Here is a 26020-nt window from a genome sequence, read left to right as displayed (position 1 = left end):
ATTTTCCTCATCTATGGATTTGAAACGGAATACCACTTTACAAATCATTAAGAAACTTTCGTTTCTTTTCAAATATAAGATTAACAGATTATTTTTTAATTAAAACAAAAGCAAACGAAAATTGAGATCTGACTCACAAAATAGTGCAATGAACTCTCTCTTTATCTTACCTAAATTCTCTTTTTACTTTTGCTAAATACCTTCTTGCAATAGAAAGCTCTACAATACACATACTTTTTATTGAAAACAAAGGATAACAAAATGAAACTTCCAGCCCTATTTGTCGGACACGGCAACCCAATGAATGCCCTTGATGATAATAATGTGTTTAACCAAGGTTTTGAGCAGATCACAAAAACCTTTGAGAAACCTAAACTGATTCTCTGTATTTCTGCCCATTGGTATAGCTCAAGTTTGCAGGTATCAAGCGGTGAGAATCCTGAGATGATTTACGATTTTCACGGTTTTCCTGACGAACTAAGTGAGATTGTCTATCCTGCCAAAGGCAGTCCTGAATTTGCGAAGTCGTTACAGAAGTTACTTGAACCTGAAAAAGTCGAACTAAACGCAACACGAGGCTTTGATCACGGTGCTTGGGCAGTATTGAAATATCTCTACCCTGATGCTGATATCCCGGTGGTACAACTGAGCCTTGACCGTACAAAACCTGCCGAGTGGCATTATGCGTTAGCGAAAAAATTACGCCCGTTGCGTGAGCAAGGTGTGCTGATTTTAGGTAGTGGTGATATTGTGCATAATTTAAGAGCGATCAGTTGGGAGCATATGGATCAAATTGGTGCAGGCTATGATTGGGCGTATCAATTTAGAGATGCGATTAATGGTGCGATTGCAGAAAATGATGTCGATACCTTAGTCCATTTTGAGCAGTTAGGCGAGAGCGCCGAGCTTTCTGTGCCAACGCCTGACCACTATTTACCATTGCTTTATGTGATGGCTCAGCGTGATGAAGCAGATCAAATCACCTTGTTTAACGACAAATTAGTGGCAGGGTCGATTAGTATGACATCAGTTTTGGTTAAGTCTTAGTCTGACAAAAGAAAAATGGAAAGAATTTTAGGTTCTTTCCATTTTTGACATTACTCTCTTGGCGCAACTTCTTCTATTGGCGCTTGTTGTGGGTTTTCTGCTTCATCCGCTTTTATAGGCTGAGTGGCGGATTTATCTTTACTTAAAGAGAGAGCATCCCAAACACTTTGCTTCGATTCAACCACTGCGCCACCACCAGTACAATAACGTTGTCCTTTGTCTTTCCACACAGGGATTTGGCGTGAGCTTGAACAATCCCACGAGCCGTAACTATTAATTCCCACCCATTGAATATTCGTGGATGTCGGTAATTTAAAGGCTGATGGTTCTGCTCGTTTTAGGTATTCTTTATAAATCTGCAAGGCTCCACTAGAACCCGTTAAATTGGTATCGCCATTATTATCCTTTCCAAGCCATACTGTTGCGACATTTTCACCATCAATCCCAACAAACCAAGTGTCACGGGCATTATTCGTTGTCCCCGTTTTACCTGCTAATTTAAGGTTTGCAAAATCGGTTTGTAAACTTCTTGCTGTTCCACGTTCCACAACTTGTTGCATTGCATAAAGTGTTTGAATTGATGCTTCTTCAGGCAACACTTGCTTGCCTGTTTTGTTTAAGTCTGGTTGATAAATCATTTCACCACTTGGTGAAATGATGGCTTCAATGGTAGTAAGCGGTGCTTTCAAGCCAGCATTTGCAATGACTTGATACGATTTCGTCACATCATAAGGAGAAATAGAATAAGAACCTAATAATGTTGCAGGATAAGGTGGAATCTCTGCATTGTCCCAGCCCATCTCTTTTTGCTTCGCAATCACATTTTTTAATCCCATCTTCATGCCGATATTGACCGTTGGAATATTCAGTGAGCGAACTAATGCATCCATTAACATTACCGAGCCACTAAATTTACGATCATAATTTCGAGGTGACCAAGGTTGGCTACCTTTTACCGTAATCGTAATAGGTTGATTTTTTATTGGTGTATTTAAACGGAAATTTTGTGGATCAGACAAAGCAATCGCGTAAATCGACGGCTTCACTAATGAACCTATCTGACGTTTTGTTTGAATTGCACGGTTAAAGCCCGCATATTGCGTTTGTACACCACCTACAATCGCCCGTACTTTCCCTGTTTTATATTCAGCGACAACGATAGCAGATTGCAGATCCTTAATTTTCTTATCACTATTTTCAAGCTCTGCCACACCATTAATGACCGCCATTTCGGCTGAGCGCTGTTGTTTACGATCTAAAGTAGTAAAAATTTTAGCCCCGGACAGCAATGCCGATTTACTTTCCCCTAATTCACTTTTAATATCTAAATTCAGCGCATGCATAAAGGCAGGTTGTTGGCGATAAATATGGCCTTTCTCTTTGACTCCAAGCGGTTGTTTACTCAGTAATTCATACAATTCTTCATTAATGACCTTATGCTCAAGTAAAACCCTTAGCACCACATTTCTGCGTTCTAAAGCACCTTCTGGATTTTTCCAAGGATTGTACAAAGACGGGCCTTTCACCATGCCAACAAGTAATGCGATTTGATTTAAACTAATTTCTTGGACAGGACGACCGAAATAAAACTGGCTAGCTAACGCAAAGCCATGTATTTGATAGCTTCCATTTTGACCAAGATAGATTTCATTTAAATAGGTTTCTAAAATACGATTTTTATCGTAACGAAAATCCAAAATCAGCGACATTAACGCTTCATTGGCTTTACGCACAAAAGATTTCTCATTACTTAAAAAAAGATTTTTAACGAGCTGTTGGGTTAAGGTACTTCCCCCTTGGACTGTGCGACCAGCTTGGTAATTCGTTAAAAAGGCACGCGCAATCCCAAGTGGGCTGATACCATCATGTTGGAAGAAACGTTTATCTTCAGTGAGTAATAATGCATCAATTAATAGACGTGGATAGTCTTGTAAACGCAATGCTTGACGCTCTTCATCATTATCCGAATGTAGCATGGCGATTAATTTCGGATCTAAGCGAAATTCATCTACTTCTTTAAACTGCACGAGATCTTCAATACGTGCCAATTTATCGTTAACAAAGCGCAATCTCAGCACACGTTGTGCTTCGGGGGTTTCAGGGAATAAAAACGCACGACGTAATAATACGAGCGAGTCGCCTTCAATTTTAAAATCCCCAGGGGTTGCAATCAAAGAGACTTCCCGATAACCGTTATCTAAAAGTGCAATTTTGACTTGCTCAAGGGTCAAATTATCATCAAGGCGAATACTTTCAATACGACTATAAACTTCTGCAGGTAACTGCCAAACTTGGCCATCCATCTTAGAACGGATTTTTCCATCTAAATAGATACCATATAGCCCAACACAGCAAACACCGAGTAAGGATAATTTTAAACAGGTTGGAATAACATAAGGCTTTTTCTTCGGCTGTTGTTCATCTTGAGCCGTTTCTCGATTGTTCGACATGCTGAGTGACCATAATAATTTTTACAAGCGGTGAGATTTTACAAGAATTTTGCATAAAAGGCATGGCGTTTTAAATATTATGCATGGTTATTGCATAGAATAATCTGTTTTCTCGACATATTTATTGTATTTTTGATTTATCCCTATTTTTGCCCTTGACTCAAAGATATTTAAGGTCAATGATATGGCTATCTCTCCTATTTTGGAGTTCCCTAAAAACAAGAAAATAACAGTAAGGAGTTATTTATGCCACAGCACCATATTCTTGTTATTAACTGCGGAAGTTCATCGCTTAAATTTTCGATTATACAACCACATACAGAAGAAACATTGCTCTCTGGACTGGCGGAATGTTTACATTTACCCGAAGCAAAAATAAGTTGGAAATATCAAGGTGAAAAATACCAAGCTCAACTTGCTGAAAAAGCCAATCATGCCGATGCCCTCAATTTCGTTACCGAAAAAATTCTCTCCGACTATCCTGACCTAAAACAAAGCATTAAAGCCATTGGCCATCGTGTCACACACGGCGGTGAAAAATATTCCCAACCAACCTTAATTACGTCTGAAGTCATTGATAATCTTGCGACACTTTTTGAATTAGCGCCACTACATAATCCTGCGAATGTCATGGGGGTTAAGGCATCTCAAATTGCATTTCCACATCTTAAAGATAAAAATGTAGCTGTCTTTGATACCGGTTTCCATGCCACGCTACCGCCACATGCTTATCTCTATCCTTTGCCTATCGAATTTTATGAAAAATATGGTATTCGTCGCTACGGCTTCCATGGCATTAGCCACTACTATATCGCCTGTAAAACAGCAGAGTATCTAGGTAAACCACGTTCAGAATTGAATATGATCAGCTGTCACTTAGGTAATGGGGCGTCAATTACGGCAATTAAACATGGCGAAAGTATCGACACTTCCATGGGCTTTACCCCTTGTGAAGGGCTTGTGATGGGAACGCGTTGCGGTGATGTTGATCCTGCCTTATTAATTTATTTAAAACAGAAATTAGCACTTTCTACAGAAGAAACGAGCGATCTCATCAATAAAAAATCAGGGCTATTAGGTTTGACAGGCTCAAGCAGTGATTTTCGTTACATCACAGAAAATTATGAGAAAGATGAAAAATGCCGAGTTGCTTTAGAAGTCTATATTCACCGTCTGGTTAAATATATTGGCTCTTATGCCATGTTATTAGATAACAAACTCGATGCAGTTGTATTTACAGGTGGCATTGGCGAAAACTCTGAATTAGTACGCCGTTTGGTATTACAAAAGCTGACTATTTTAGGATTTGAATTAGACCAAGAGAGAAACCTTTCTGCTCGTTTTGGTCAGTATGGTCAAATTACATCAGATCGTTCACAACATTCAGCTTATGTTATCCCGACTAATGAAGAATTAGTGATTGCGAAATATACAGCAGAATTTGTTTAAAATAATAAAGACTGACTTCGAGAGAATCGACGTCAGTCTTTAAATTATTTATGGATTACGCTTAAACTTGCTGAAATCAGGTGCACGTTTTTCGTTAAAGGCATTGCGTCCTTCTTGACCTTCTTCTGTCATATAGAACAACATTGTGGCATTGCCTGCTAACTCTTGAAGACCTGCTTGACCATCACAGTCCGCATTTAATGCCGCTTTTAAGCAACGCAATGCAATCGGGCTGTTGCGTAGCATTTCACGACACCAACGCACGGTCTCTTTCTCTAAGTCTGCATAAGGCACAACAGTATTGACTAAGCCCATTTCTAATGCTTCTTTCGCATCATATTGACGGCATAAGAACCAAATTTCACGGGCTTTTTTCTGCCCCACGATACGAGCCATATAGCTTGCACCCCAACCGCCATCAAATGAACCTACTTTCGGACCAGTTTGACCGAAGATCGCATTTTCTGCCGCAATGGTTAAGTCGCAAAGCATATGTAACACGTGACCGCCACCAATCGCATAACCTGCCACCATTGCCACCACTGGTTTCGGACAGCTACGAATATCACGTTGGAAATCTAATACGTTTAAATGATGTACACCACTCTCATCTTTATAACCGCCGTAGTCGCCACGCACTTTTTGGTCGCCACCTGAACAGAACGCTTTTTCGCCTTGACCTGTTAGCACGATTACGCCGATTTTTTCATCAAAACGAGCATCAGAGAATGCTTGGATCATCTCTTTTACTGTTTGTGGGCGGAAGGCATTACGTACTTCAGGGCGATTAATCGTGATTTTGGCGATACCGTCAGTAGATTTGTGATAAAGAATATCGCTGTAACCTTCACTACAATCCTGCCATTGAACTGGGGCATAAAGCACATCATCTTTTGGGTTTTGCATTTTGTATTCCTTTTAGTTTAAACAAGCGGGCAGATTATACCTGAAATTTGCAAATTTTTGCCAAAATCCGACCGCTTACACTTGTAATTGATAAATTCAGCCTTATATCGTGCAAGTCTTTTTAACAAACAGGAAAACATTATGTCTTTAAATTTAGAACAAGTGAAATTAGAAAGTGTTGAAGCAAAAGGCGGATACGGAATTGGTTTGCAAATCGGTCAGCAATTATTAGGTAGCGGCTTAGATGTTGAGCCAGAAGCGGTGGTGAAAGGGATTTTCGATGTGTTAAATCAAAATCCACCAGCGTTAGATTTAAATGAAGTCACTAAAGCGTTACAAGAATTATCACAACGTGCCGAAGCGGAACAAGCCAAAGCCTTTGAAGCCTTAGCTGCAGAGGGCAAAGCGTTTTTAGAAGAAAACAAAAAACACCCGAGCGTAAAAGAAACCGAAAGCGGTTTACAGTATGAAGTGTTGGTGGAAGGTACAGGCAAAGTACCAGCTAAAACCGACAAAGTGCGTGTTCACTACACGGGTTCATTAATTGACGGCACAGTTTTTGACAGCTCAGTTAAACGTGGTACCCCAGCGGAATTTCCAGTAACTGGCGTGATTGCAGGTTGGGTGGAAGCGTTACAGATGATGCCTGTTGGCTCAAAATGGCGTTTAACCATTCCACATAATTTGGCTTATGGTGAGCGTGGTGCTGGTGCGTCAATTCCGCCGTTTAGTACATTGATTTTTGAAGTAGAACTATTAGATATCGTTTAATCTTCCTTTAACGCCCAACGTCAGTTTGGGCGTTTTCTTTTATGCGCCATCATCATTTGTGATATTTATCACATTTTCTTGTTTTTCGGCTTACAGTTGTTCACTTTTTTATAGATTTTTATGTTTGAACCAAGTATATTTGCGCACAGTTGTTAGCTGAAATAATAGGATATAAATTCATGGCTGAATTAGACTTCCACTTTGTGAATCGTCTTCATTTACAAGCAAAAAATTTTACACATCGCACCGCTATTCGCTTTCTTGAAAACCAACAATGGCAAGAGATCTCATGGCAAACATTTCAACAATATATCGACCAACTCTCTTACGCACTTTTAGCTCAAGGCATTGATGTTCAAGATAAAATTGGCATCTTTGCTAATAATATGCCCCGTTGGACAATCACCGATTTTGCTGCAATGCAAATTCGTGCTGTTGCGGTGCCAATTTATGCGACAAATACCGCCAAGCAAGTAGAATATATTCTTAATGATGCGGATATTAAAATTCTTTTTGTTGGCGATCAGGAGCAGTTTGACCAAGCCACCGAAATAGCGAACAACTGTCCACAATTAACAAAAATTGTGGCAATGAAACCGACGATTCACCTTTATCATTGTCCTATCGCTTGCTATTGGGAAGAGTTTATCCAGGTAGAACCACAAGCGGATAGATTGGCACAACGTGTTGCAGATAAACAACTTTCTGACTTGTTCACACTCATTTATACATCAGGTACGACGGGCGAGCCAAAAGGGGTAATGTTAGATTATGCCAATCTCGCACACCAACTTAAAGCTCACGATCTTGCATTAAATATCGATGATAACGATGTGTCGCTCTCATTTTTACCACTCTCTCATATTTTTGAACGTGCGTGGGTTGCCTATGTTTTCCACCGTGGCGCAACGAATTGCTATTTAGAAGATACCAATCTAGTGCGTGAAGCATTAACGGCGGTTAAGCCGACGGTTATGTGCGCTGTGCCACGCTTTTATGAAAAAATTTATACGGCTGTTTGGGACAAAGTTGAAAAAGCCCCTGTACATCGTAAAGCCTTATTCAAATGGGCGATTAATGTAGGTGAACGTTATTTTCTGGCGCAAGAACCTTCGCTTTGGCTACAACTACAGCACCGTTTGGCAAGTAAATTGGTTTTCTCAAAACTACGTGCGCTATTAGGCGGGAATATTCGCATGATGCCTTGTGGCGGTGCCAAATTAGAACCGACAATCGGCATGTTTTTCCATAGTATCGGCATTAATATCAAATTAGGCTATGGCATGACAGAAACCACCGCAACCGTCTCTTGTTGGGCAGATCACGGCTTTAATCCAAACTCAATCGGTACATTAATGCCAAATGCGGAAGTGAAAATTGGCGAAGAGAATGAAATTCTCGTCCGTGGCGGCATGGTGATGCGTGGCTATTATAAAAAACCTGAAGAAACCGCTAAAGCTTTTACTGAAGATGGCTTCTTAAAAACAGGCGATGCAGGGGAAATGGATGCCCAAGGCAATTTATTTATCACGGATCGCATTAAAGAGCTGATGAAAACATCCAATGGCAAATATATTGCGCCACAATACATTGAAGGCAAAATTGGCAAAGATAAATTTATTGAACAGATTGCCGTGATTGCAGATGCCAGAAAATATGTGTCCGCATTAATTGTGCCATGCTTTGATAGCTTAGAAGAGTATGCCAAACAGCTTAATATTAAATATCATGACAGAATGGAGTTAATCAAGCATTCCGAGATCATTCAAATGTTTGAAAAACGCATCCAAGAACTACAAAAAGAGTTAGCGAGTTTTGAGCAAATTAAAAAGTTCACTCTGCTCCCACAAGCTTTTAGCACGAAAATGGAAGAAATTACCCCGACGCTAAAATTGCGTCGGAAAGTGATTTTACAGCGTTATAAAGATCTAATTGATAAAATGTATCACTAGTTAAGCTAAATAACAATCCGCCCGTTTTACGGGCGGATTGTTATTTAAGCATACTTAAATGAAACCTAAACTAAAAATAATACAGGAATTAAATTCATCACCATCATCGTCAAAATTGACTGGATCAAGCGGGACGATCCGAAGATAAATCCGCGATTTTTGCCGTTATCAAATTTTACCAATAAATTCGCCATTGCGGTCAGGGCATAGACTTCTAGCAAGGTGAAAATCACCAAGTAAATATAGGCTGAAACAATTGAAGCGTAATGCAAGGTGATAAACCAAGGCACAACCATTCCTACCGCTAAAATTGGGCTAACGATCATCAACTGTTTGCGAGTGAGATTAATGTGTTTAGAAAAATAAGATTGCAGGGCAACCGTCATTAACCCATTGATAAATAAGACAATCGGAATTTGTTCTGGGGCGTGGAGTTTATTGTCGAACAGATAAGGGAAAATCACAAAAAACGACATCGCTACACTTAACGGCACAAACAGCATTAAATGCACAAAAATAAACTCTTTAGTGATAATTTCTCGAATTTGCCCCCAACGGAATTTAACCAAATGATTGACGCTTTCCATTTGGTAAAAAGGTTTTGCCATAAACAGAAACAGTACCGCTTCCAATAAAAAACAGCACCAAATCAATGCGTTAATCTGTTCATACTTAATAAACGGAATGGCGAGCAGTGGCGCTGCCATTGACGACATACTGGTTACCCGCAAAAACTTGCCTTGTAAGCGGGTCTTTGCCGAATATTCGTCACCAGCCAAGGCAAGCAAACAGGCTCTGGCGTTGGTGGCGAATAGGCAACTTCCCATACCAAAGCACATTGTCGCAAGCAGTAACACCGTGTAGCTTTCGGCGGACAGAAAGAAAATATACGCCACCACATCAAGCAAACAGCCGACTAACATCATTTTTGCCAAGCCGTAGCGGTCGCCTAAAATCCCTGCAAAAATAGCAAGTGCTTGGCTACAAAAGAACAGCACCGACAGCGAAAAGGCAATCTGTGCGTTGGATAAGCCTTTTTGTTGTAGGTAGATAAAAAAGACCGTTTGCATGGAGAAATACGCAAGGGTCGAAATAAAACGGCGTGTGAGTAGAAGTTTTTCTAAAGACATTTGAATATCCAAACAAGCGGTCGGATTGGCAATTTTTTTGCAAATCTGACCGCTTGCGAAATTATGCAGTACGAAGATCTTTCGGGCGAACACCTAGGACAATTAAACTTGCAAAATAACTAACAGCAGCTAATACAATTAACCACGCAAGCCAATGCACTTTTGCCCAAAAATGTAGGCTTACCCAAGTGTTGAGATCCGGTGAAAAATAGGAAACTAACGCCCCCATAATACAGGCTGAAATCAGCAATTTTAGGGTAAAAACAGCGGTTTTCATCGTGACTTTGTAAATCTTGTTTTGGACTAAACCACGATAAAGCAAACTTGCATTCACCGCTGCCGATAACGCAGATGCCATTGCCAATCCGATGAAGCCAAAAGGAATAGCAAGCAAGCCAAAACAGATGTTGCTCACGGCGGCGATAATCCCAATTTTTACGGGCGTTTTAGTGTTTTGATTCGCATAAAAACCGTTGGCAAGGATACTAATCAGCATATAGCTAATTAAGCCAAAACACATAACAGACAACGCTTTTGATGATGCAATAACGTCGTTTAATTGGAATTTACCATGCATAAACATCGTCATTATCAAGGGTTGAGCAAGGGTTAAAATACCAATCATCGCAGGAATACCGAGTAGCAACACCATTCGTACGCCCCAATCCATCGTTTGTTCAAAGTTAAACTTACGCTGTTCTTCGTTTAAATCTTTCTGTTTTGCAATGCGAGAAAGGCTCGGCAATACCACCGTCGAAATAGCGATACCAAATAGCCCAAGCGGAAATTCGATTAAACGATCGGCGTAATAAAGCCAACTAATTGAGCCTGTAACAAGGAATGATGCAATCACTTGGTTGATTAATAAGTTTAACTGCGTTACGGATACACCAAAAAGAGCGGGAATCATTAAATTACGAACCTTTTTCACCCCTTCATCATGCCAAGCCCATTTAGGTTTCACCAATAAACCTTCTTTTTTCATAAAAGGAATTTGGAATAGGAACTGCAGTAAGCCACCTAAAAATACACCCCATGCCACCGCAGTATCGGGTGAATCAAAATAAGGCGCACCATAAATAGACACAGCAATAATGCCGACATTTAATAAAACAGGAGAAAATGCCATTACCCCAAATTTGCCTATGGTATTAAGCACCGCGCCAGATAAGGCAACAAAGGTGATAAACCATAAGTAAGGAAAGGTGATTTTGAGCAAGAAAGACGCTTGTGTGAATTTTTCTGCATCAGGACCATCATTGAGCCAATCTAAAAACCACCCCGTACCAAATAGGGCAGCAATCACAGGTGAAGCGATAACACCAATAAGCGTCACGATAGTAACTAAGCCGCCAAGTGTGCCTGACACTTTCGCAATAAATTCACGGGTTTTGTCAGGATCGTTATCGGCGTTGTATTCTGCTAATACAGGGACAAAGGCTTTAGAAAATGCCCCTTCAGCAAATAAACGACGTAAAAAGTTTGGAATACGGTTGGCAAATAAGAATATATCTGCAGCTATTCCCGCCCCTAATAAATTGGCGACCACGACATCTCGAATTAAACCGAGTATGCGGGAAATGAGTGTCATACTACTGACAATCATGCCTGATCTTAGTAATTTCTTACTCACAATCTTCTCTCTTATTCTTCTTTAAAAATTGATCGGAATTTTAGCAGTTTGTTATAGGAAAATCAGAAAAAAACTGCTAAAATCCGCCCCTATCTTTTACTCAAGAACATTTCTTGTGTGAAACGATGTTATTTTCAAGCCCGTGTCTCGTTGAAAATGAATTTAAACTATCGATAGCACTGCATAAAAAAATTGTTTTTTATGTTCTTATTTTTACACAGATATTTTTAGGAGTTTGACCTTGGCTAATATCAAGTCAGCACAAAAACGTGCGGTTCAATCAGAAAAACGCCGCCAACATAACGCAAGCCAACGCTCAATGATGCGTACTTTCATCAAAAAAGTATATGCAGCAGTAGCAACTGGTGATAAAGCAGCTTCAGAAGCCGCTTTCGTTGAAATGCAAAAAGTTGTGGATCGTATGGCATCTAAAGGCTTAATCCACGCTAACAAAGCAGCTAACCACAAATCTAAATTAGCAGCTCAAATTAAAAAATTAGCGTAATTGCTTTCTAATAATCCAGTTAATTTTTAGCTGGATTATTTTTTATACATTACTTTTCCTTTATCGACTTTATAATAGATTTTAGGATTAGACATAAAAATGCCAATTAGTTTTGCTAATTGGCATTTTGATTTTGTTTGATTGCAGTTGGTAAATTGCAGAGCAATATCACGCAAACGATATTTTTGTCGATGTAAAGTTAGCGAGTACCAAAGACAACTATCGTTTTACCATGAGCAGAGATTAATCCATCATCCTCTAACATTTTTAAAATTCTACCAACCGTTTCACGTGAACATCCTACCATTTGTCCAATCTCTTGACGGGTAATTTTGATTTGCATACCTTGTGGATGTGTCATCGCATCAGGCATTTTTGCTAAATTCATGAGTGTTTGTGCAATACGACCTGTTACATCTAAGAATGCTAGATTACTGACTTGACGTGAAGTCATACGTAAACGACGAGCCATTTGTGCCGATAAATACATTAAAATGTCAGGATTGAGATGAACTAATTGCTTAAATTTTTTATAAGAAATTTCTGCAATTTCACAATTCCCTTTAGTTCTTACCCAAGCGGTTCGAGGCTGTGTTTTTTCTTCAAACAGGCTGATTTCACCTACAAATTCACCCTGACCTAAATTGGTTAATAACATCTCTTTGCCTTCATCATCCTTAATAAAGACAGAAACAGCACCACTAACAATATAAAACAACGATTCAGCATCTTCACCCGCATGAATGAGCGTATATTTGGCGGGATAACGATGAATATGGCAGTGAGTGAGAAACCACTCAACAGCAGGATCGTGAATTGAAGGTGGCGGGCTAACGCCTTCAAGTTGTGCTGTAGAGATAGAAACATCTTGCATAAAAAACCTCTATAAATCATTTATAGTTGATATAGTTTAATACTACGTAAAGAAGTGTAGCACAAATTTACAAATTCCCTAAGAAAGATTTTTTGTCCTTGATATCAATGCTTTCATGTAATTCAGACCAAACAATGACAATTTTATCTGCTTTAAGTTGTGCCAACAATTGTTCACGTTTTTCTTCAAGAGAATATTCACGAACACCGTAATCAGTACCTTCACGCAAAATATAAGAGTCAAGGACGTTGTGTAATGTATTTTCTTCGAGTTCTTGCCAAGGGATGATCATCTTTTTCCTAGTAGAATAATGGTTTGATAAATTGCCACTGTTTTTCAAAATGTTGGTGCTGATTAAAACTAAAGTTTGAGCGAACAAGACGTAGAAATTGTCCTTCACAAAAATTAACGAGATAACCTGCTAATGCTCTTTCATCAGAGAATGCTTTGTTTTCTCGTAATTTACTCATTTGTAGAATATTCACAAACTGTAGCTCTAATCCATCAAAAAATTTAGACACACGGGGTTTTAAGAGATCTTCTTCAAACATTAGCGCATGTCCTGTCAAGATTCGTGTAACCCCAGGGTTTTTTTGAGCAAACTCTAAGATTGTTTGTAAGATTGCTTTTACGGCTAATTCAGTATTAGCTTGGCGTTTACTCACATTGATATAGCTGTTTAGGGTGATCTCGATACGTTCAATCAAGGCTTCAAACATTTTAGTTTTACTTGGAAAGTATCGATATAAAGCACCTTCTGATACACCAACAGCTTTTGATAGGCGCTCAGTAGTAATTCGCTGCATTCCTTCTTCGGAATTGAGTAAACTAATTAAAACTTCAAGGACTTGTTGTTGTCTCTCTTTTACTGATTTTTTAGGCATTTTGATTACAGGTTCGATCATTGCTAGTCCTATTGCTTTCCTGAATGCCCAAAGCCACCTTCGCCGCGATCTGTTGCAGTAAACTCTTCAACAATATTAAATTGTGCTTGTACCACTGGCACAAACACCAGTTGAGCAATACGATCTCCTACTTCAATAGTAAATGGCTTATCGCTACGATTCCAAAGAGAAACCATGAGTGGACCTTGATAGTCGCTGTCAATTAAACCAACTAGGTTGCCTAACACAATACCGTTTTTATGTCCTAGCCCTGAGCGCGGTAAAATTACTGCTGCTAAGTTTGGATCAGCGATATAAATTGAAATCCCAGTTGGAATTAACACGGTCTGTCCTGCTTCGACGGTCAATGGCTGTTCAATTAATGCACGTAAATCCAAACCAGCTGAACCTGTTGTAGCATAAGTTGGTAAGGGAAATTCGTTTCCGATACGTTTATCTAAAATTTTTAAATCGATCTGTTTCATCATTGTCCTCTATGAATTTCTGCTTAATTTTGTTTATCTTCTAAAAATTTTTGGGGTACATCAATACTCATATTGGCATTAAAGAACCATGCACACCATGAATTTGTTGCCACATTGTTTTCAATAAAATTAACTTTTTTCTTCATAAAAACTTTGTTCTTATCAGTCAAAATTAAGTATCCAAATGTATGACAACCTAATACATCTTCTAATGGAATATTACGTTTTGCATGAACTATTGTGGATTCGCTTGCAAAATAACAAGCAATAATAGGAGGTGCAAATTTAATCCCGTGTTCAATGAGTAGTTGTCTGATATACATGGTTAATACAACATCTTCATTGTGAATCTTATTAGATGTATATTCCAACCTAATATCTTGTTTAGCTAAAATAGTATCAGGTATTGGAAATGGTATCTTAATATCAAGCTCCCTAGGTAGCTTTAATAGTTTTTTGCTCCTTAATGAAAAGCCACCATTTTGACCTTCAAAAAAATTTGATGGCATATTTTCATAGAAAGGATCACACTGTTCATTATTGTATTCTTTAAAACTCCCATCGTTGAGACGTTCATACATACAGCGAAGCGGTGCACCAATAAAATCATAATCGAAAAATTCATTTCTCCAATTATGACCATCAACTACAAAGCCATCATTTTGTACGACCAAAGCAAAGTCTGTATCAATAATATCGCCTAAAGAATATAGCAAAAAAAGGTTGTATTCTAAATAACTGAACGGCTGACAAGAAATATGTTCTACATATTCTTCCAAATGTGCGGGACGTTCAGGAGAAACAAGTAAACATTTTAGGTTTTCTTTAGGGAGCTTTTTTTGTAACTCTTCATAGCTTCGTTCTATTGCATAGGCAGAACCTTGAGCATATTCTTGATGACCTGTTACGCTAACGATAGTTATCGTGTTAGATCTATTTTCTGAAAACTGATGCATTTATTAACTCTTATTAAATGGTTGGCGATAAGATCTTACAATTTCATCTATTAGCATTTCAGCTAATTTATTTTTATTCGCAAGCGGTAAGATCTTTTCGTTGTTTTGCCAAAAGAGATGCAAAGCGTTTTGATCCTGCCCAAACACTTGTCCGCCAGAAACATCATTCGCACAAATTAAATCTAACTTTTTGCGTTGTAGCTTGCTTTTGGCATATTCAGCAACATTTTCTGTCTCCGCTGCAAAGCCAACCACAAAGGGTCGATTTTCAGTAAGATGAGCGACGTTCGCGATAATATCAGGGTTTTTCACTAATTTTAGCGTCAATTCATCGCTATCATCTGTTTTCTTGATTTTCTGCTCGGCGACCTGTTCAACACGATAATCCGCCACCGCCGCACAGCCGATAAAAATTGCATTTTGTTGTGCCAAACTTACCGCTTGTTCTGCCATTTCTTGTGCCGAAATCACATCAACACGGCAGACTTTTGGCGGTGTCACTAAATTTACGGGACCTGCAATTAAGGTGACTTTCGCACCACGTTTCGCAAAGGCTTCGGCAATCGCAAAGCCCATTTTGCCTGAGCTGTGATTGCTGATATAACGTACAGGATCGATCGCTTCTCGAGTCGGACCTGCGGTAATGACAACACTTAAATCGGCAAGATCCTGCGACTGTTTAAAATGATCTTCAATCGCAGCAAAGATCTCACTCGGCTCGGACATTCTACCTTTACCTATATCGCCACAGGCTTGAAAACCAGCGTTTGGACCGATAAGAGAAACACCCTGCTCCACCAAACTTTGCAAATTTTCTTGCACAATTGACCGCTTGTACATCTGCTGGTTCATCGCTGGAGCAAGTAAAATCGGGGCAGCGCTCGCAAGGCAAATGGTTGAAAGTAAATCGTTGCCCATACCAATGCGAAGACGGGCGATAAAATCAGCGGTCGCAGGGGCAATCACCACCAAATCTGCCCATTTCGCCAGTTCAATATGTCCCATTGCCAGCTCTGCCTGTGGGTCGAGCAACGATGTTGAAACGGCATTGCCTGAAATGGCTTGTAGCGTTAATGGTGTGACAAAGGCTTCAGCGGCAGGGGTCATTGCCACACGCACTTCAGCCCCAGCGGTTTTTAGTAAGCGGATCAGTTCAATGGTTTTGTAGGCAGCGATACCGCCAGTAATACCGATCAGGATTTTTTTGGTTGTGAGCATTTTATATTACCTAAGTATCACTCGTAGGGGCGGGGTTTATCCCCGCCCGTCATAAAATTTATATGTTTTTGGGCGGAGATAAACTCCGCCCCTACGAATAAGAGAAGGAAAATTTTCTATTATTCTACGCAAATAGGTACTCACTCACAATGCCCGATTTTTGCGATCTCTGTCGAAAAAATCTGAAAAGCCTTTTGAATCAAGCGAGAAAGATTCTTATGCTTTTGCTACTTTTTATTTGATTGAGCAAAAAATATGAAATCTAGTTCAACAGAACTCATGCCAAGAGAAAAATTACTCCAATTTGGTGTTGAAGCATTAAGTGATTCAGAATTACTTGCTATTTTTTTACGGACAGGAATTAAAGGTACACCCGTGATGGAATTGTCTGAAAGTGTATTAGAAGCCTTCGGATCGCTAAGGGGATTACTTTCAGCGAAGCTAGAAGATTTTTGTCAAATCAAAGGATTGGGACAAGCGCAGTATGTACAGCTTCAAGCAACGAAAGAGATGACTAAGCGTTACCTTTCCCAACAGATGCAAGTCAATGAAATGGTCAGTAGCCCTTATTTAGCGGTGATGTATTTTCAATCAGAGTTAGAATCTTGGGAAAGAGAAGTATTTATGGTGATCTTTTTGGATAATCAGAATCGCCTGATCAAAACAGAAAAAATGTTTTACGGCACGATTAACCAGGCTTCCGTTCACCCCCGTGAAATTATCAAAGAAGCCTTAAAATGCAATGCGGCAGCGATTTTGGTTGCACACAATCACCCTTCAGGAAATTGTATCCCAAGTGAAGCGGATCGTTATCTTACTCGCAAAATTGAGATGGCGTGTGATTTAGTGGATATTCGTTTTGTGGATCACATTATTGTGGGTAAAGGCGATTATTTTTCATTCGAAGAAGAGAAGTTTGAACAGGAAAATTGCGAAATTTCCCCTTGTTTAGATGAATTAAAGCAAGTATAATCCACAGCCTTTAAAATAGTCTGTGGGTCGGGTGTTTGTACCTGACGAGGTCGTCAGATTGAGTTGAGCCTTTCTGATCGCCCGAACCATTTAGCTTAAGCTTAAGTAATATCGGAGAATTGAAAATGTCTAGAGTCTGTCAAGTAACAGGCAAGCGTCCAGCAGTTGGTAACAACCGCTCACACGCAATGAATGCGACTAAACGTCGTTTTCTTCCAAACCTTCACACTCACCGTTTCTGGGTTGAGAGCGAAAACCGTTTCGTAACTTTACGCTTAACAGCGAAAGGTATGCGTATTATTGATAAAAAAGGCATCGATGCAGTATTAGCTGAAATCCGTGCTCGTGGCGAAAAAATCTAAGGAGCTAACAAATGGCAGCTAAAGGTAATCGCGAGAAGATCAAATTAGTTTCTACTGCTGAAACTGGTCACTTCTACACAACAACAAAAAACAAACGTAATATGCCAGAAAAAATGGAAATCAAAAAATTTGATCCAGTTGTGCGTAAACACGTTGTTTATAAAGAAGCAAAAATCAAATAATTTGCTTTATCTCTTTAAGAACCCAGCGAAAGCTGGGTTTTTTATTTTTAACATACTCATTTTTGATGATTGATGTAAAAAAGGCTTTTCTTTATCAAAAAAAGGGGTACTATGTGCCGTTCTCAAATACAACCCATGTTTGAGACGATGTTTCCAACCTATCCCGTTCTGGGAACTGATAGGGTAAAAACAAAAAAGCTGAAACGCTTTTTTAATAAGTAGCGAGTCAAATGCCCCATGGCATCTTATCTCTCAGGATAAGAAAGCTTAGGCTTCCCGCAAGGCACCCGACTTATTTTTTTAACCTCTTATAGAAGGTCTATTTTCAAATGACAACAACTCCTGTAAATCCAATCCAACAAGCAACCAATGAATACTACTTAACTCGCCAAAACGAAATGGAATCGAATGTACGTAGTTATCCTCGCAAGTTACCGCTTGCGATTGCCAAAGCACAAGGCTGTTGGGTAACTGATGTCGAAGGCAACGAGTATTTAGATTGTTTGGCTGGTGCAGGGACTTTAGCACTCGGACACAATCACCCTGCCGTAATTCAGGCAATTCAAGATGTATTAGCAAGCGGTTTACCGCTGCACACCCTTGATTTAACCACGCCACTCAAAGACGCATTCACTGAAGAATTGCTCTCTTTCTTCCCGAAAGGCGAATACCTCTTACAATTCTGTGGTCCTTCAGGTGCGGACGGCACGGAAGCCGCGATTAAATTAGCTAAAACCTACACAGGTCGTGGCAATGTGATTGCATTCTCGGGCGGTTATCACGGTATGACGCACGGCTCACTTTCAATGACGGGCAACTTAAATGCGAAAAATGCGGTGCAAAACTTAATGGCTGGCGTGCAGTTTATGCCATATCCACACGAATATCGTTGTCCGTTAGGTATTGGCGGCGAAGCAGGGGTTGATGCTTTAACCTATTACTTCGAGAACTTTATCGAAGATGTAGAAAGCGGTGTGGTAAAACCTGCAGCGGTTATCCTTGAAGCAATTCAAGGGGAAGGCGGCGTGGTAACAGCACCTGTGAAATGGTTACAAAAAATCCGTGAAGTGACCAAAAAACACGGTATCGTGTTGATTTTAGACGAAGTTCAAGCGGGTTTCTGCCGTTCAGGTAAGATGTTCGCCTTTGAACACGCAGGAATTGAGCCAGATGTTGTTGTGATGTCGAAAGCTGTTGGTGGTAGCTTACCGCTTGCGGTGTTAGCGATTAAGAAAGAGTTCGATGCGTGGCAACCTGCAGGACACACAGGCACATTCCGTGGCAACCAGTTAGCAATGGCAACAGGTTATGCGTCTCTTAAAATTATGCGTGAGCAAAACTTAGCGAAAAATGCTCAAGAGCGTGGTGATTTCTTAAAAGCCGAGTTGCAAAAATTAGCTCAAACTTACCCTTGTATCGGCAACGTACGTGGTAAAGGGTTGATGATGGGGATCGAAATTGTGGACGAACGTCAGCCACAAGATCGTATCGGTTCATACCCAGCAGACGGCGGATTAGCCGCAGAAATCCAAAAAGCGTGCTTTAAAAATAAATTGTTGTTAGAGCGTGGCGGTCGTGGCGGTAACGTTGTGCGTATCCTTTGCCCATTAATCATCACCCAAGCAGAATGTGAAGAAATGATCAAACGTTTCAGCAAGTCTGTGGCGGATGCGTTGAAAGTGGTGCGTGGGTAATTAAACATTTTCCCCTTTATTTATGTATCGATAAAGACATTTCCCCCTTTGAAAAAGGGGGATTAAGGGGGATTTTAAAATGTTAATTTTCATACAAAACGATTAAAAATCCCCCCTAGCCCCCCTTTTTCAAAGGGGGGAATTTATAAATGGATAGGATAAACAAAATGACAACTCTCGCTCAACACAAACAAGCCCTTTTCTGCAACGATGCACAATCCATTGCAGATTACCAAAAATCAATGCAAACCGCCGTGCAAGCGGTAAGCAACTGGCTACAAAATGAAAAAATGTACACGGGCGGTAGCATTAAACAGCTCCGTTCAGAAATTGCTTTCAATCCGTCAAAAGACGGCTTAGGCGTGGAAAAATCCTTAGATCGTTTAATCGAACTGTTCTTAAACAAAAGCCTGAAAGTACATCACCCACACTCACTGGCTCACTTACATTGTCCGACAATGGTCGCCAGCCAAATTGCCGAAGTGTTAATCAACGCCACCAATCAATCAATGGACTCGTGGGATCAAAGCCCAGCAGGTTCATTAATGGAAGTGCAACTGATCGAATGGTTGCGTGAAAAAGTTGGCTACGGCAAAGGACAAGCGGGTGTTTTCACTTCAGGCGGTACACAATCAAACTTAATGGGCGTATTGCTTGCCCGTGATGCGTGCATTGCGAAGCACTGGAAAAACGCTGACGGCACAGAATGGTCGGTGCAACGTGATGGTATTCCGCCTGAAGCAATGCACAAAGTGAAAGTGGTTTGTTCAGAAAATGCTCACTTCTCGGTGCAAAAAAATATGGCGATGATGGGAATGGGCTTCCAATCTGTTGTAACCGTGCCTTGTAATGAAAATGCTCAAATGGATCCAAATGCACTCGAAGCTACCTTAGCCAAGCTCTATTTGGAAGACAAAATCGTGGCTTGTGTCGTGGCAACAGCAGGTACAACAGATGCAGGGGCAATCGATCCGCTGAAAGCGATCCGTGCGATCACCAACAAATTCGGCGTATGGCTACACGTCGATGCCGCGTGGGGCGGTGCATTGTTACTCTCTAACGAATACCGCCACTTGCTTGACGGCATTGAATTAACCGACTCTATCACCCTCGACTTCCACAAACACTTTTTCCAAAGTATCTCTTGTGGGGCGTTCTTGTTGAAAGACGAAAAAGAGTACCGCTACATTGACTACAAAGCGGACTATCTCAATTCCGAATATGACGAAGAACACGGCGTGCCGAATTTGGTCTCAAAATCATTACAAACCACCCGCCGTTTTGACGCATTAAAATTGTGGTTTACCGTTGAAGCACTAGGCGAAAACCTATACGGCTCAATGATCGATCATGGCGTTAAACTCACCCGTGATGTTGCCGACTACATCAAAGCGACTGACGGCTTAGAATTGTTGGTTGAACCGCAATTTGCCTCTGTCTTATTCCGAGTTGTACCAAAGGGCTATCCAACGGAATTTGTCGATACGCTCAACCAAAACGTGGCAGATGAACTCTTTGCCCGTGGTGAAGCCAATATCGGCGTGACTAAAGTCAATAACGTTCAATCGTTAAAAATGACCACCCTAAGCCCAATCGCCACCCTTGAAAACGTCAAAGCCTTGTTAGACCAAGTGTTAAACGAAGCAGAACGTATTAAAGATGCGATTGCCAAAGGGGAATATACTCCGGCGATTGATTAATTGTTTTAAAATGTAAGCGGTCAGATTTTGGAAATTTTTGTTCCAAACTGACCGCTTGTATTTTCGGCAGAAAGTTTGCTAATTTGTTACAGATGAGTAATCAAAAAATTAGCAAAAAATGATGTTTTTGCAATCAGATTTCTCGTATTTGATCTAGGTCATATCTCTCTCAAAGTCTTTTAAAATCTTCAAGCGTTCTTACTCCAAATGAGCAATAATTTCCCTAGTTAAAATTAATCTTAAGAGGAAGCTATTATGGCTCAACACACACAAACAGCGCCAGTCTATGATGCGCAAAAAGAAGTAAATGAACTTGTTGAAAAAGGCTTGAAAGCGTTAGATGAATTTCGCTTACTAGATCAAGAACAAGTGGACTATATTGTCGCAAAAGCATCCGTTGCTGCTCTCAATAAACACGGTGTTCTAGCATTACACGCTGTAGAGGAAACAGGGCGTGGAGTGTTTGAAGATAAAGCCACGAAAAATCTGTTTGCCTGTGAATATGTCGTGAATAATATGCGGCATTTGAAAACTGCAGGGGTGATTAGTGAAGACGATGTAACTGGCATCACCGAAATAGCTGATCCAGTCGGAGTCGTCTGCGGCATTACACCAACCACCAACCCAACTTCAACCACCATCTTCAAAGCATTAATTGCTCTTAAAACCCGTAATCCTATTGTCTTTGCCTTCCACCCTTCTGCCCAACAATGCTCGGCTCATGCTGCTCAGATCGTTTATGATGCAGCTGTGGCTGCAGGAGCACCTGAAAATTGTATTCAATGGATCAAAACGCCTTCAATGGATGGCACTTCACTCCTTATGAAGCATAAAGGTATTGCAACCATTCTTGCCACAGGCGGAAACGCAATGGTCGAAGCGGCGTATTCTTGCGGTAAACCAGCGTTAGGCGTAGGAGCGGGGAATGTGCCAGCCTATGTAGAGAAAACGGCAAAATTGAAACAAGCGGTTTATGACATTGTGATGTCAAAATCTTTTGATAACGGTATGATTTGTGCTTCTGAACAAGCGGCGATTGTCGACAAAGAAATTTACGATGATTTCATCAAGGAGATGCAATCTTACGGCGTTTATTTGGTGAATAAAAAAGAGAAAGCCTTGCTTGAAAAATACATTTTTGGGGTCGATAAAGCCGATAAAATGAGCTGTTCAGGCGCAAAATTAAATTCAGCGGTGGTAGGTAAACCAGCCGCTTGGATTGCAGAACAAGCGGGCTTTTCTGTACCACAAAATACCAATATCTTGCTTGCCGAATGTAAAGAAGTGGGTGAAATTGAACCGCTTACCCGTGAGAAACTTTCTCCTGTGCTTGCGTTACTAAAATCAGATTCAACCGAACACGGTTTAGCGTTGTCAGAAGCGATGGTCAATTTCCATGGTTTAGGACACTCGGCAGCCATTCATACTCAAAATAAAGAATTAGCCAAAACCTTCGGTGAGCGTGTTAAAGCAATTCGTGTGATTTGGAATTCACCATCGACTTTTGGCGGTATCGGCGATGTGTATAACTCTTTCTTGCCTTCATTGACCTTAGGTTGTGGCTCTTACGGTAAAAACTCCGTGAGCAACAACGTCAGTGCATTTAATCTATTAAATATCAAACGTGTGGGCAGACGGAGAAACAATATGCAGTGGTTTAAAGTACCATCAAAAATCTATTTTGAGCGTGATTCCATTCAATATCTCAAATCAATGGTCGGGGCAGAAAAAGTGATGATCGTAACCGACAGATCAATGGTTGATCTTGGCTTTGTGGATCGCATTACCGAACAACTTCGCCTACGCCGTAATAAAGTAACTTATCAACTCTTTGCAGATGTTGAGCCAAACCCAAGTTTAGACACAGTAAAACGTGGTACAGAACTCATGCGTAGCTTCCAGCCTGACACCATTATTGCGTTAGGCGGCGGTTCACCAATGGACGCAGCGAAAATTATGTGGTTATTCTATGAACAGCCTGAAGTCGATTTCCGTGATTTAGTGCAGAAGTTTATGGACATTCGTAAACGTGCCTTTAAATTCCCACAATTAGGACGCAAAGCGAAATTTGTCGGTATTCCAACCACATCAGGTACAGGCTCAGAAGTAACACCGTTTGCGGTGATTACTGACGGCGATATTAAATATCCGCTTGCGGACTATTCATTAACTCCAACCGTGGCGATTGTCGATCCTGCGTTAGTGATGTCTGTGCCTTCACACGTTGCTGCCGATACAGGTTTAGACGTTTTAACCCACGCTACAGAAGCCTATGTTTCTATTCTTGCTAACGACTATACGGACGGTTTAGCTTTACAGGCAATCAAATTAGTGTTTGAAAACTTAGAGAAATCGGTGAAACAGTTTGATGAAGTCGCTCGTGAGAAAATGCACAATGCATCAACCATGGCGGGTATGGCGTTTGCCAATGCATTCTTAGGTATTTGCCACTCAATGGCACACAAAATCGGCGGTAAATTCCACACCGTTCATGGACGCACTAACGCCATTTTACTGCCGCACGTCATTCGCTATAACGGTACTCGCCCAACCAAAGTAGCAACGTGGCCAAAATACACGGATTATGTCGCTGATGTGCGCTATCAAGATATTGCGAAAATGTTGGGCTTACCCGCTTCCACACCAGCGGAAGGGGTAGAGTCTTACGCCAAAGCAGTACACGATCTGGCAGTACGTTGTGGGGTGAAAATGTCGCTGAAAGATCAAGGGGTAGATGAAAAAGCCTTCCTTGATGCTCGCCGTGAGTTAGCTCTCAATGCGTTTGAAGATCAATGTACACCAGCTAACCCACGTTTAGCGATGGTGGCGGATATGGAAGAGATAATGACAAAAGCGTATTACGGTCAGTAATTTTTTGTCAGATTTAATCAGCAAGCGGTCAGATTCGTAAAAAATTTTGCAAATCTGCCCGCTTTTTGTATTAAAGCATTGATCTTTTCTTGAGTTTTGGCTTTAATGCTTGCCCGATTTTGATTTTCCTAATTTTGAATAGATAGAGGCAATTATGGCAGAAAGTTTTAGCGTAACACGTCGTTTTTTCGACGATAAAAATTATCCACGAGGTTTCTCTCGTCATGGTGATTACACTATTCGTGAATCTCAAACCTTAGAGCAGTTTGGCCAAGCATGTTTAGCCTTAGAAAATGGTGAGCGTAAACCTACAACCGAGGAAGAAAAGCAATTTGTTGCTGTCGTCAAAGGTGAGCGTGAAGCAGAAACTTTCCTTGAGAAAGTATGGCTAAAATATCGTAGCTTAACCAGTCAAACTAAGCGTATTTATACGCTGTCTGGTGATGTGAGTGGCGATATTGGTAGCGACGATTCTGCAGAATAATAGGTGTTGGGAAGGCTTGAAAAAGCCTTTTCTTTTTTCTCTTTTTTAATGATATTCCAATGACGTTACCAATTCATCAATATCCTGAACTATTAGTAAAAAAGAAAGCGAATCTGACCGCTTTACTTTCCCCTTTTAATGCCCCCGAGCTTGAAGTGTTTGCTTCCGACACTAGCCATTTCCGTCTGCGAGCAGAGTTTCGTGTTTGGCACGAGAACGGCGATCTCTATCACATTATGTTTGATCCTACGACAAAACAGCGTTATCGGGTCGATCAATTTCCTATCGCCAGCCAGCTTATCAATCGAATGATGACGGTGCTAATTGCCGAAATTAAGGGTAATGATTGGCTTACTCACAAACTATTCCAAATTGATTATTTAAGCACATTAAGCGGGCAGATTGCGGTTTCTATGCTTTATCATAAACTGCTGACGGAAGAATGGGTTGAACAAGCAAAACTTCTCAAACAGCGTTTAACGGGCTATGGCTTTGATGTACAACTTATCGGGCGAGCTACCAAGCAGAAAATTGCGTTGGATTGTGATTATGTGGAAGAAGCCTTGAGTGTGGACGGCAAAACCTATCGCTATCGCCAAGTGGAAAACAGTTTTACCCAACCAAATGGTAAGATGAATATCAAGATGTTGGAATGGGCGAGAGCTTGTACCGCCAATAGTCAGGGGGATTTGTTGGAGCTGTATTGCGGTAATGGCAATTTCTCTATTGCATTGGCAAGCCAGTTCCGTAAGGTGTTGGCGACCGAGATTTCCAAATCATCAGTGGAGTCGGCGCAATATAACATTGAGATAAACGGCGTTGAGAATCTGCAGATTATCCGAATGTCTGCAGAAGAGTTTACCCAAGCGATGAACGGCGTGCGTGAGTTTTACCGCTTGCGTGGCGTGGATTTGAAACAGTACGATTGCAATACGATTTTTGTTGATCCGCCACGGGCTGGGTTGGATCAAGCCACATTGGATATGGTGCAAGGTTACGAGCGGATTCTCTATATTTCTTGTAATCCACATACTTTAGCGGAGAATTTACAACAATTAAGCCAAACGCATCGCATTGAACGTTGTGCTTTATTCGACCAATTCCCTTATACCGAACATATAGAAAGTGGTGTTTGGTTGATTAGAAAAGCATAATCAGGTGAAAAATAGAACATTTAACCGTTTTGAATGATTTTGTGCTTGACCGACAAGGCGGTTATCTATATCATTTCGCCTGTTTTCAGCGGAGGAATGGCAGAGCGGTTGAATGCACCGGTCTTGAAAACCGGCGAGGGTTAACGCCCTCCGTGAGTTCGAATCTCACTTCCTCCGCCACTGAATATACAACCTGTTGATAAGTTATTATCAGCAGGTTTTCACTCTCAAGAGTAAATGAAATATAAAAATAGCTTTCAACCTGGAGGAATGGCAGAGCGGTTGAATGCACCGGTCTTGAAAACCGGCGAGGGTTAACGCCCTCCGTGAGTTCGAATCTC

The 26020-nt window shown here is 40.7% G+C and carries 23 protein-coding genes and 1 tRNA gene; 14 read left to right on the top strand and 10 right to left on the bottom strand.

The genetic code is table 11. From position 1 onward, the window contains the following. Nucleotides 1–261: 261 nt before the first annotated feature. Nucleotides 262–1047 carry a 4,5-DOPA-extradiol-dioxygenase gene (gene ygiD, locus C5N92_RS02285; protein WP_111749265.1) on the top strand — a complete coding sequence of 262 codons (786 nt, stop codon included), beginning with the start codon at nt 262–264 and terminating at the stop codon, nt 1045–1047. Nucleotides 1048–1097: 50 nt separating this feature from the next. Here ygiD and mrcB read toward each other — a convergent pair whose 3' ends face one another. Next, nucleotides 1098–3497: a penicillin-binding protein 1B gene (gene mrcB, locus C5N92_RS02280; RefSeq protein WP_111749264.1), complete on the bottom strand. Its 2400-nt coding sequence runs from the start codon at nt 3495–3497 to the stop codon at nt 1098–1100. Nucleotides 3498–3743: 246 nt separating this feature from the next. Here mrcB and C5N92_RS02275 point away from each other — a divergent pair, with 246 nt between their 5' ends. Further along, on the top strand, nt 3744–4946 hold the full coding sequence (locus tag C5N92_RS02275) for an acetate kinase (RefSeq protein WP_111749263.1): 1203 nt from the start codon (nt 3744–3746) through the stop codon (nt 4944–4946). Between the two features lie 48 nt (nt 4947–4994). On the opposite strand, the gene menB is transcribed toward C5N92_RS02275, so the two are convergent. After that, nucleotides 4995–5852 carry a 1,4-dihydroxy-2-naphthoyl-CoA synthase gene (menB, locus tag C5N92_RS02270; RefSeq protein ID WP_111749262.1) on the bottom strand — a complete coding sequence of 286 codons (858 nt, stop codon included), beginning with the start codon at nt 5850–5852 and terminating at the stop codon, nt 4995–4997. A 141-nt stretch (nt 5853–5993) separates the two neighbouring features. Between menB and bamJ the strand changes: the two genes are divergently transcribed. Beyond that, entirely contained in the window at nt 5994–6623 is a 630-nt protein-coding gene (gene bamJ / locus C5N92_RS02265) for a BamJ family beta-barrel-assembly machinery protein (RefSeq protein WP_111749261.1), read from the top strand. Between the two features lie 179 nt (nt 6624–6802). Next, nucleotides 6803–8575, top strand: a complete 1773-nt coding sequence (locus C5N92_RS02260; RefSeq protein ID WP_111749260.1) for an AMP-dependent synthetase/ligase — start codon at nt 6803–6805, stop codon at nt 8573–8575. Between the two features lie 65 nt (nt 8576–8640). Here the strand turns inward: C5N92_RS02260 and C5N92_RS02255 are convergent, their stop codons facing one another. Together C5N92_RS02255 and murJ are read right to left on the bottom strand one after the other, a co-directional pair. Further along, nucleotides 8641–9705 (bottom strand): MFS transporter, encoded by a 1065-nt coding sequence (locus C5N92_RS02255; protein ID WP_111749259.1) that lies wholly within the window; start codon nt 9703–9705, stop codon nt 8641–8643. A 61-nt stretch (nt 9706–9766) separates the two neighbouring features. Beyond that, a complete protein-coding gene (gene murJ, locus C5N92_RS02250; protein ID WP_111749258.1) occupies nt 9767–11338 on the bottom strand; it encodes a murein biosynthesis integral membrane protein MurJ in 1572 nt (523 codons plus the stop codon). 241 nt (nt 11339–11579) lie between these two features. Between murJ and rpsT the strand changes: the two genes are divergently transcribed. Continuing rightward, the gene (gene rpsT / locus C5N92_RS02245) at nt 11580–11843 is read left to right on the top strand and encodes a 30S ribosomal protein S20 (protein ID WP_005713402.1); all 264 of its coding nucleotides are present in this window, start codon (nt 11580–11582) and stop codon (nt 11841–11843) included. A gap of 199 nt (nt 11844–12042) precedes the next feature. Here the strand turns inward: rpsT and crp are convergent, their stop codons facing one another. From crp to coaBC, 6 genes are all read right to left on the bottom strand, one after another. Continuing rightward, entirely contained in the window at nt 12043–12717 is a 675-nt protein-coding gene (gene crp / locus C5N92_RS02240) for a cAMP-activated global transcriptional regulator CRP (protein WP_111749257.1), read from the bottom strand. A 67-nt stretch (nt 12718–12784) separates the two neighbouring features. After that, a complete protein-coding gene (locus C5N92_RS02235) occupies nt 12785–13009 on the bottom strand; it encodes a YheU family protein (protein WP_111749256.1) in 225 nt (74 codons plus the stop codon). A 7-nt stretch (nt 13010–13016) separates the two neighbouring features. Further along, nucleotides 13017–13622, bottom strand: a complete 606-nt coding sequence (gene slmA, locus C5N92_RS02230; RefSeq protein WP_111749255.1) for a nucleoid occlusion factor SlmA — start codon at nt 13620–13622, stop codon at nt 13017–13019. Nucleotides 13623–13630: 8 nt separating this feature from the next. After that, a complete protein-coding gene (dut, locus tag C5N92_RS02225; RefSeq protein ID WP_111749254.1) occupies nt 13631–14086 on the bottom strand; it encodes a dUTP diphosphatase in 456 nt (151 codons plus the stop codon). A 23-nt stretch (nt 14087–14109) separates the two neighbouring features. Beyond that, a complete protein-coding gene (locus tag C5N92_RS02220; protein WP_111749253.1) occupies nt 14110–15042 on the bottom strand; it encodes a DUF5672 family protein in 933 nt (310 codons plus the stop codon). Between the two features lie 3 nt (nt 15043–15045). Next, nucleotides 15046–16260, bottom strand: a complete 1215-nt coding sequence (gene coaBC, locus C5N92_RS02215; protein WP_111749252.1) for a bifunctional phosphopantothenoylcysteine decarboxylase/phosphopantothenate--cysteine ligase CoaBC — start codon at nt 16258–16260, stop codon at nt 15046–15048. 255 nt (nt 16261–16515) lie between these two features. Between coaBC and radC the strand changes: the two genes are divergently transcribed. The 9 genes from radC to C5N92_RS02170 all read left to right on the top strand — a co-directional run bounded on the left by radC (nt 16516) and on the right by C5N92_RS02170 (nt 25859). Continuing rightward, a complete protein-coding gene (radC, locus tag C5N92_RS02210) occupies nt 16516–17232 on the top strand; it encodes a RadC family protein (protein WP_111749251.1) in 717 nt (238 codons plus the stop codon). A gap of 125 nt (nt 17233–17357) precedes the next feature. After that, nucleotides 17358–17594 carry a 50S ribosomal protein L28 gene (gene rpmB / locus C5N92_RS02205; protein ID WP_006251446.1) on the top strand — a complete coding sequence of 79 codons (237 nt, stop codon included), beginning with the start codon at nt 17358–17360 and terminating at the stop codon, nt 17592–17594. Between the two features lie 11 nt (nt 17595–17605). Then, nucleotides 17606–17776 carry a 50S ribosomal protein L33 gene (gene rpmG, locus C5N92_RS02200; RefSeq protein ID WP_005624479.1) on the top strand — a complete coding sequence of 57 codons (171 nt, stop codon included), beginning with the start codon at nt 17606–17608 and terminating at the stop codon, nt 17774–17776. A 329-nt stretch (nt 17777–18105) separates the two neighbouring features. After that, complete coding sequence (locus C5N92_RS02195) at nt 18106–19470, top strand: diaminobutyrate--2-oxoglutarate transaminase (protein ID WP_111749250.1); 1365 nt, start codon at nt 18106–18108, stop codon at nt 19468–19470. Between the two features lie 167 nt (nt 19471–19637). Next, a complete protein-coding gene (locus tag C5N92_RS02190) occupies nt 19638–21170 on the top strand; it encodes a pyridoxal phosphate-dependent decarboxylase family protein (RefSeq protein ID WP_111749249.1) in 1533 nt (510 codons plus the stop codon). A gap of 255 nt (nt 21171–21425) precedes the next feature. Further along, the gene (gene adhE, locus C5N92_RS02185; RefSeq protein WP_111749248.1) at nt 21426–24041 is read left to right on the top strand and encodes a bifunctional acetaldehyde-CoA/alcohol dehydrogenase; all 2616 of its coding nucleotides are present in this window, start codon (nt 21426–21428) and stop codon (nt 24039–24041) included. Nucleotides 24042–24195: 154 nt separating this feature from the next. Further along, nucleotides 24196–24525: a MaoP family protein gene (locus C5N92_RS02180; RefSeq protein WP_111749247.1), complete on the top strand. Its 330-nt coding sequence runs from the start codon at nt 24196–24198 to the stop codon at nt 24523–24525. Between the two features lie 59 nt (nt 24526–24584). Then, on the top strand, nt 24585–25679 hold the full coding sequence (gene trmA, locus C5N92_RS02175) for a tRNA (uridine(54)-C5)-methyltransferase TrmA (protein ID WP_111749246.1): 1095 nt from the start codon (nt 24585–24587) through the stop codon (nt 25677–25679). A 90-nt stretch (nt 25680–25769) separates the two neighbouring features. After that, a tRNA-Ser gene (locus C5N92_RS02170) sits at nt 25770–25859 on the top strand. Nucleotides 25860–26020 lie beyond the last annotated feature (161 nt).

It is taken from the genome of Glaesserella australis (genome assembly GCF_003260095.1).
Taxonomy (GTDB): Bacteria; Pseudomonadota; Gammaproteobacteria; order Enterobacterales; family Pasteurellaceae; genus Glaesserella; species Glaesserella australis.
This window is presented reverse-complemented; position numbering and strand designations above follow the sequence as displayed.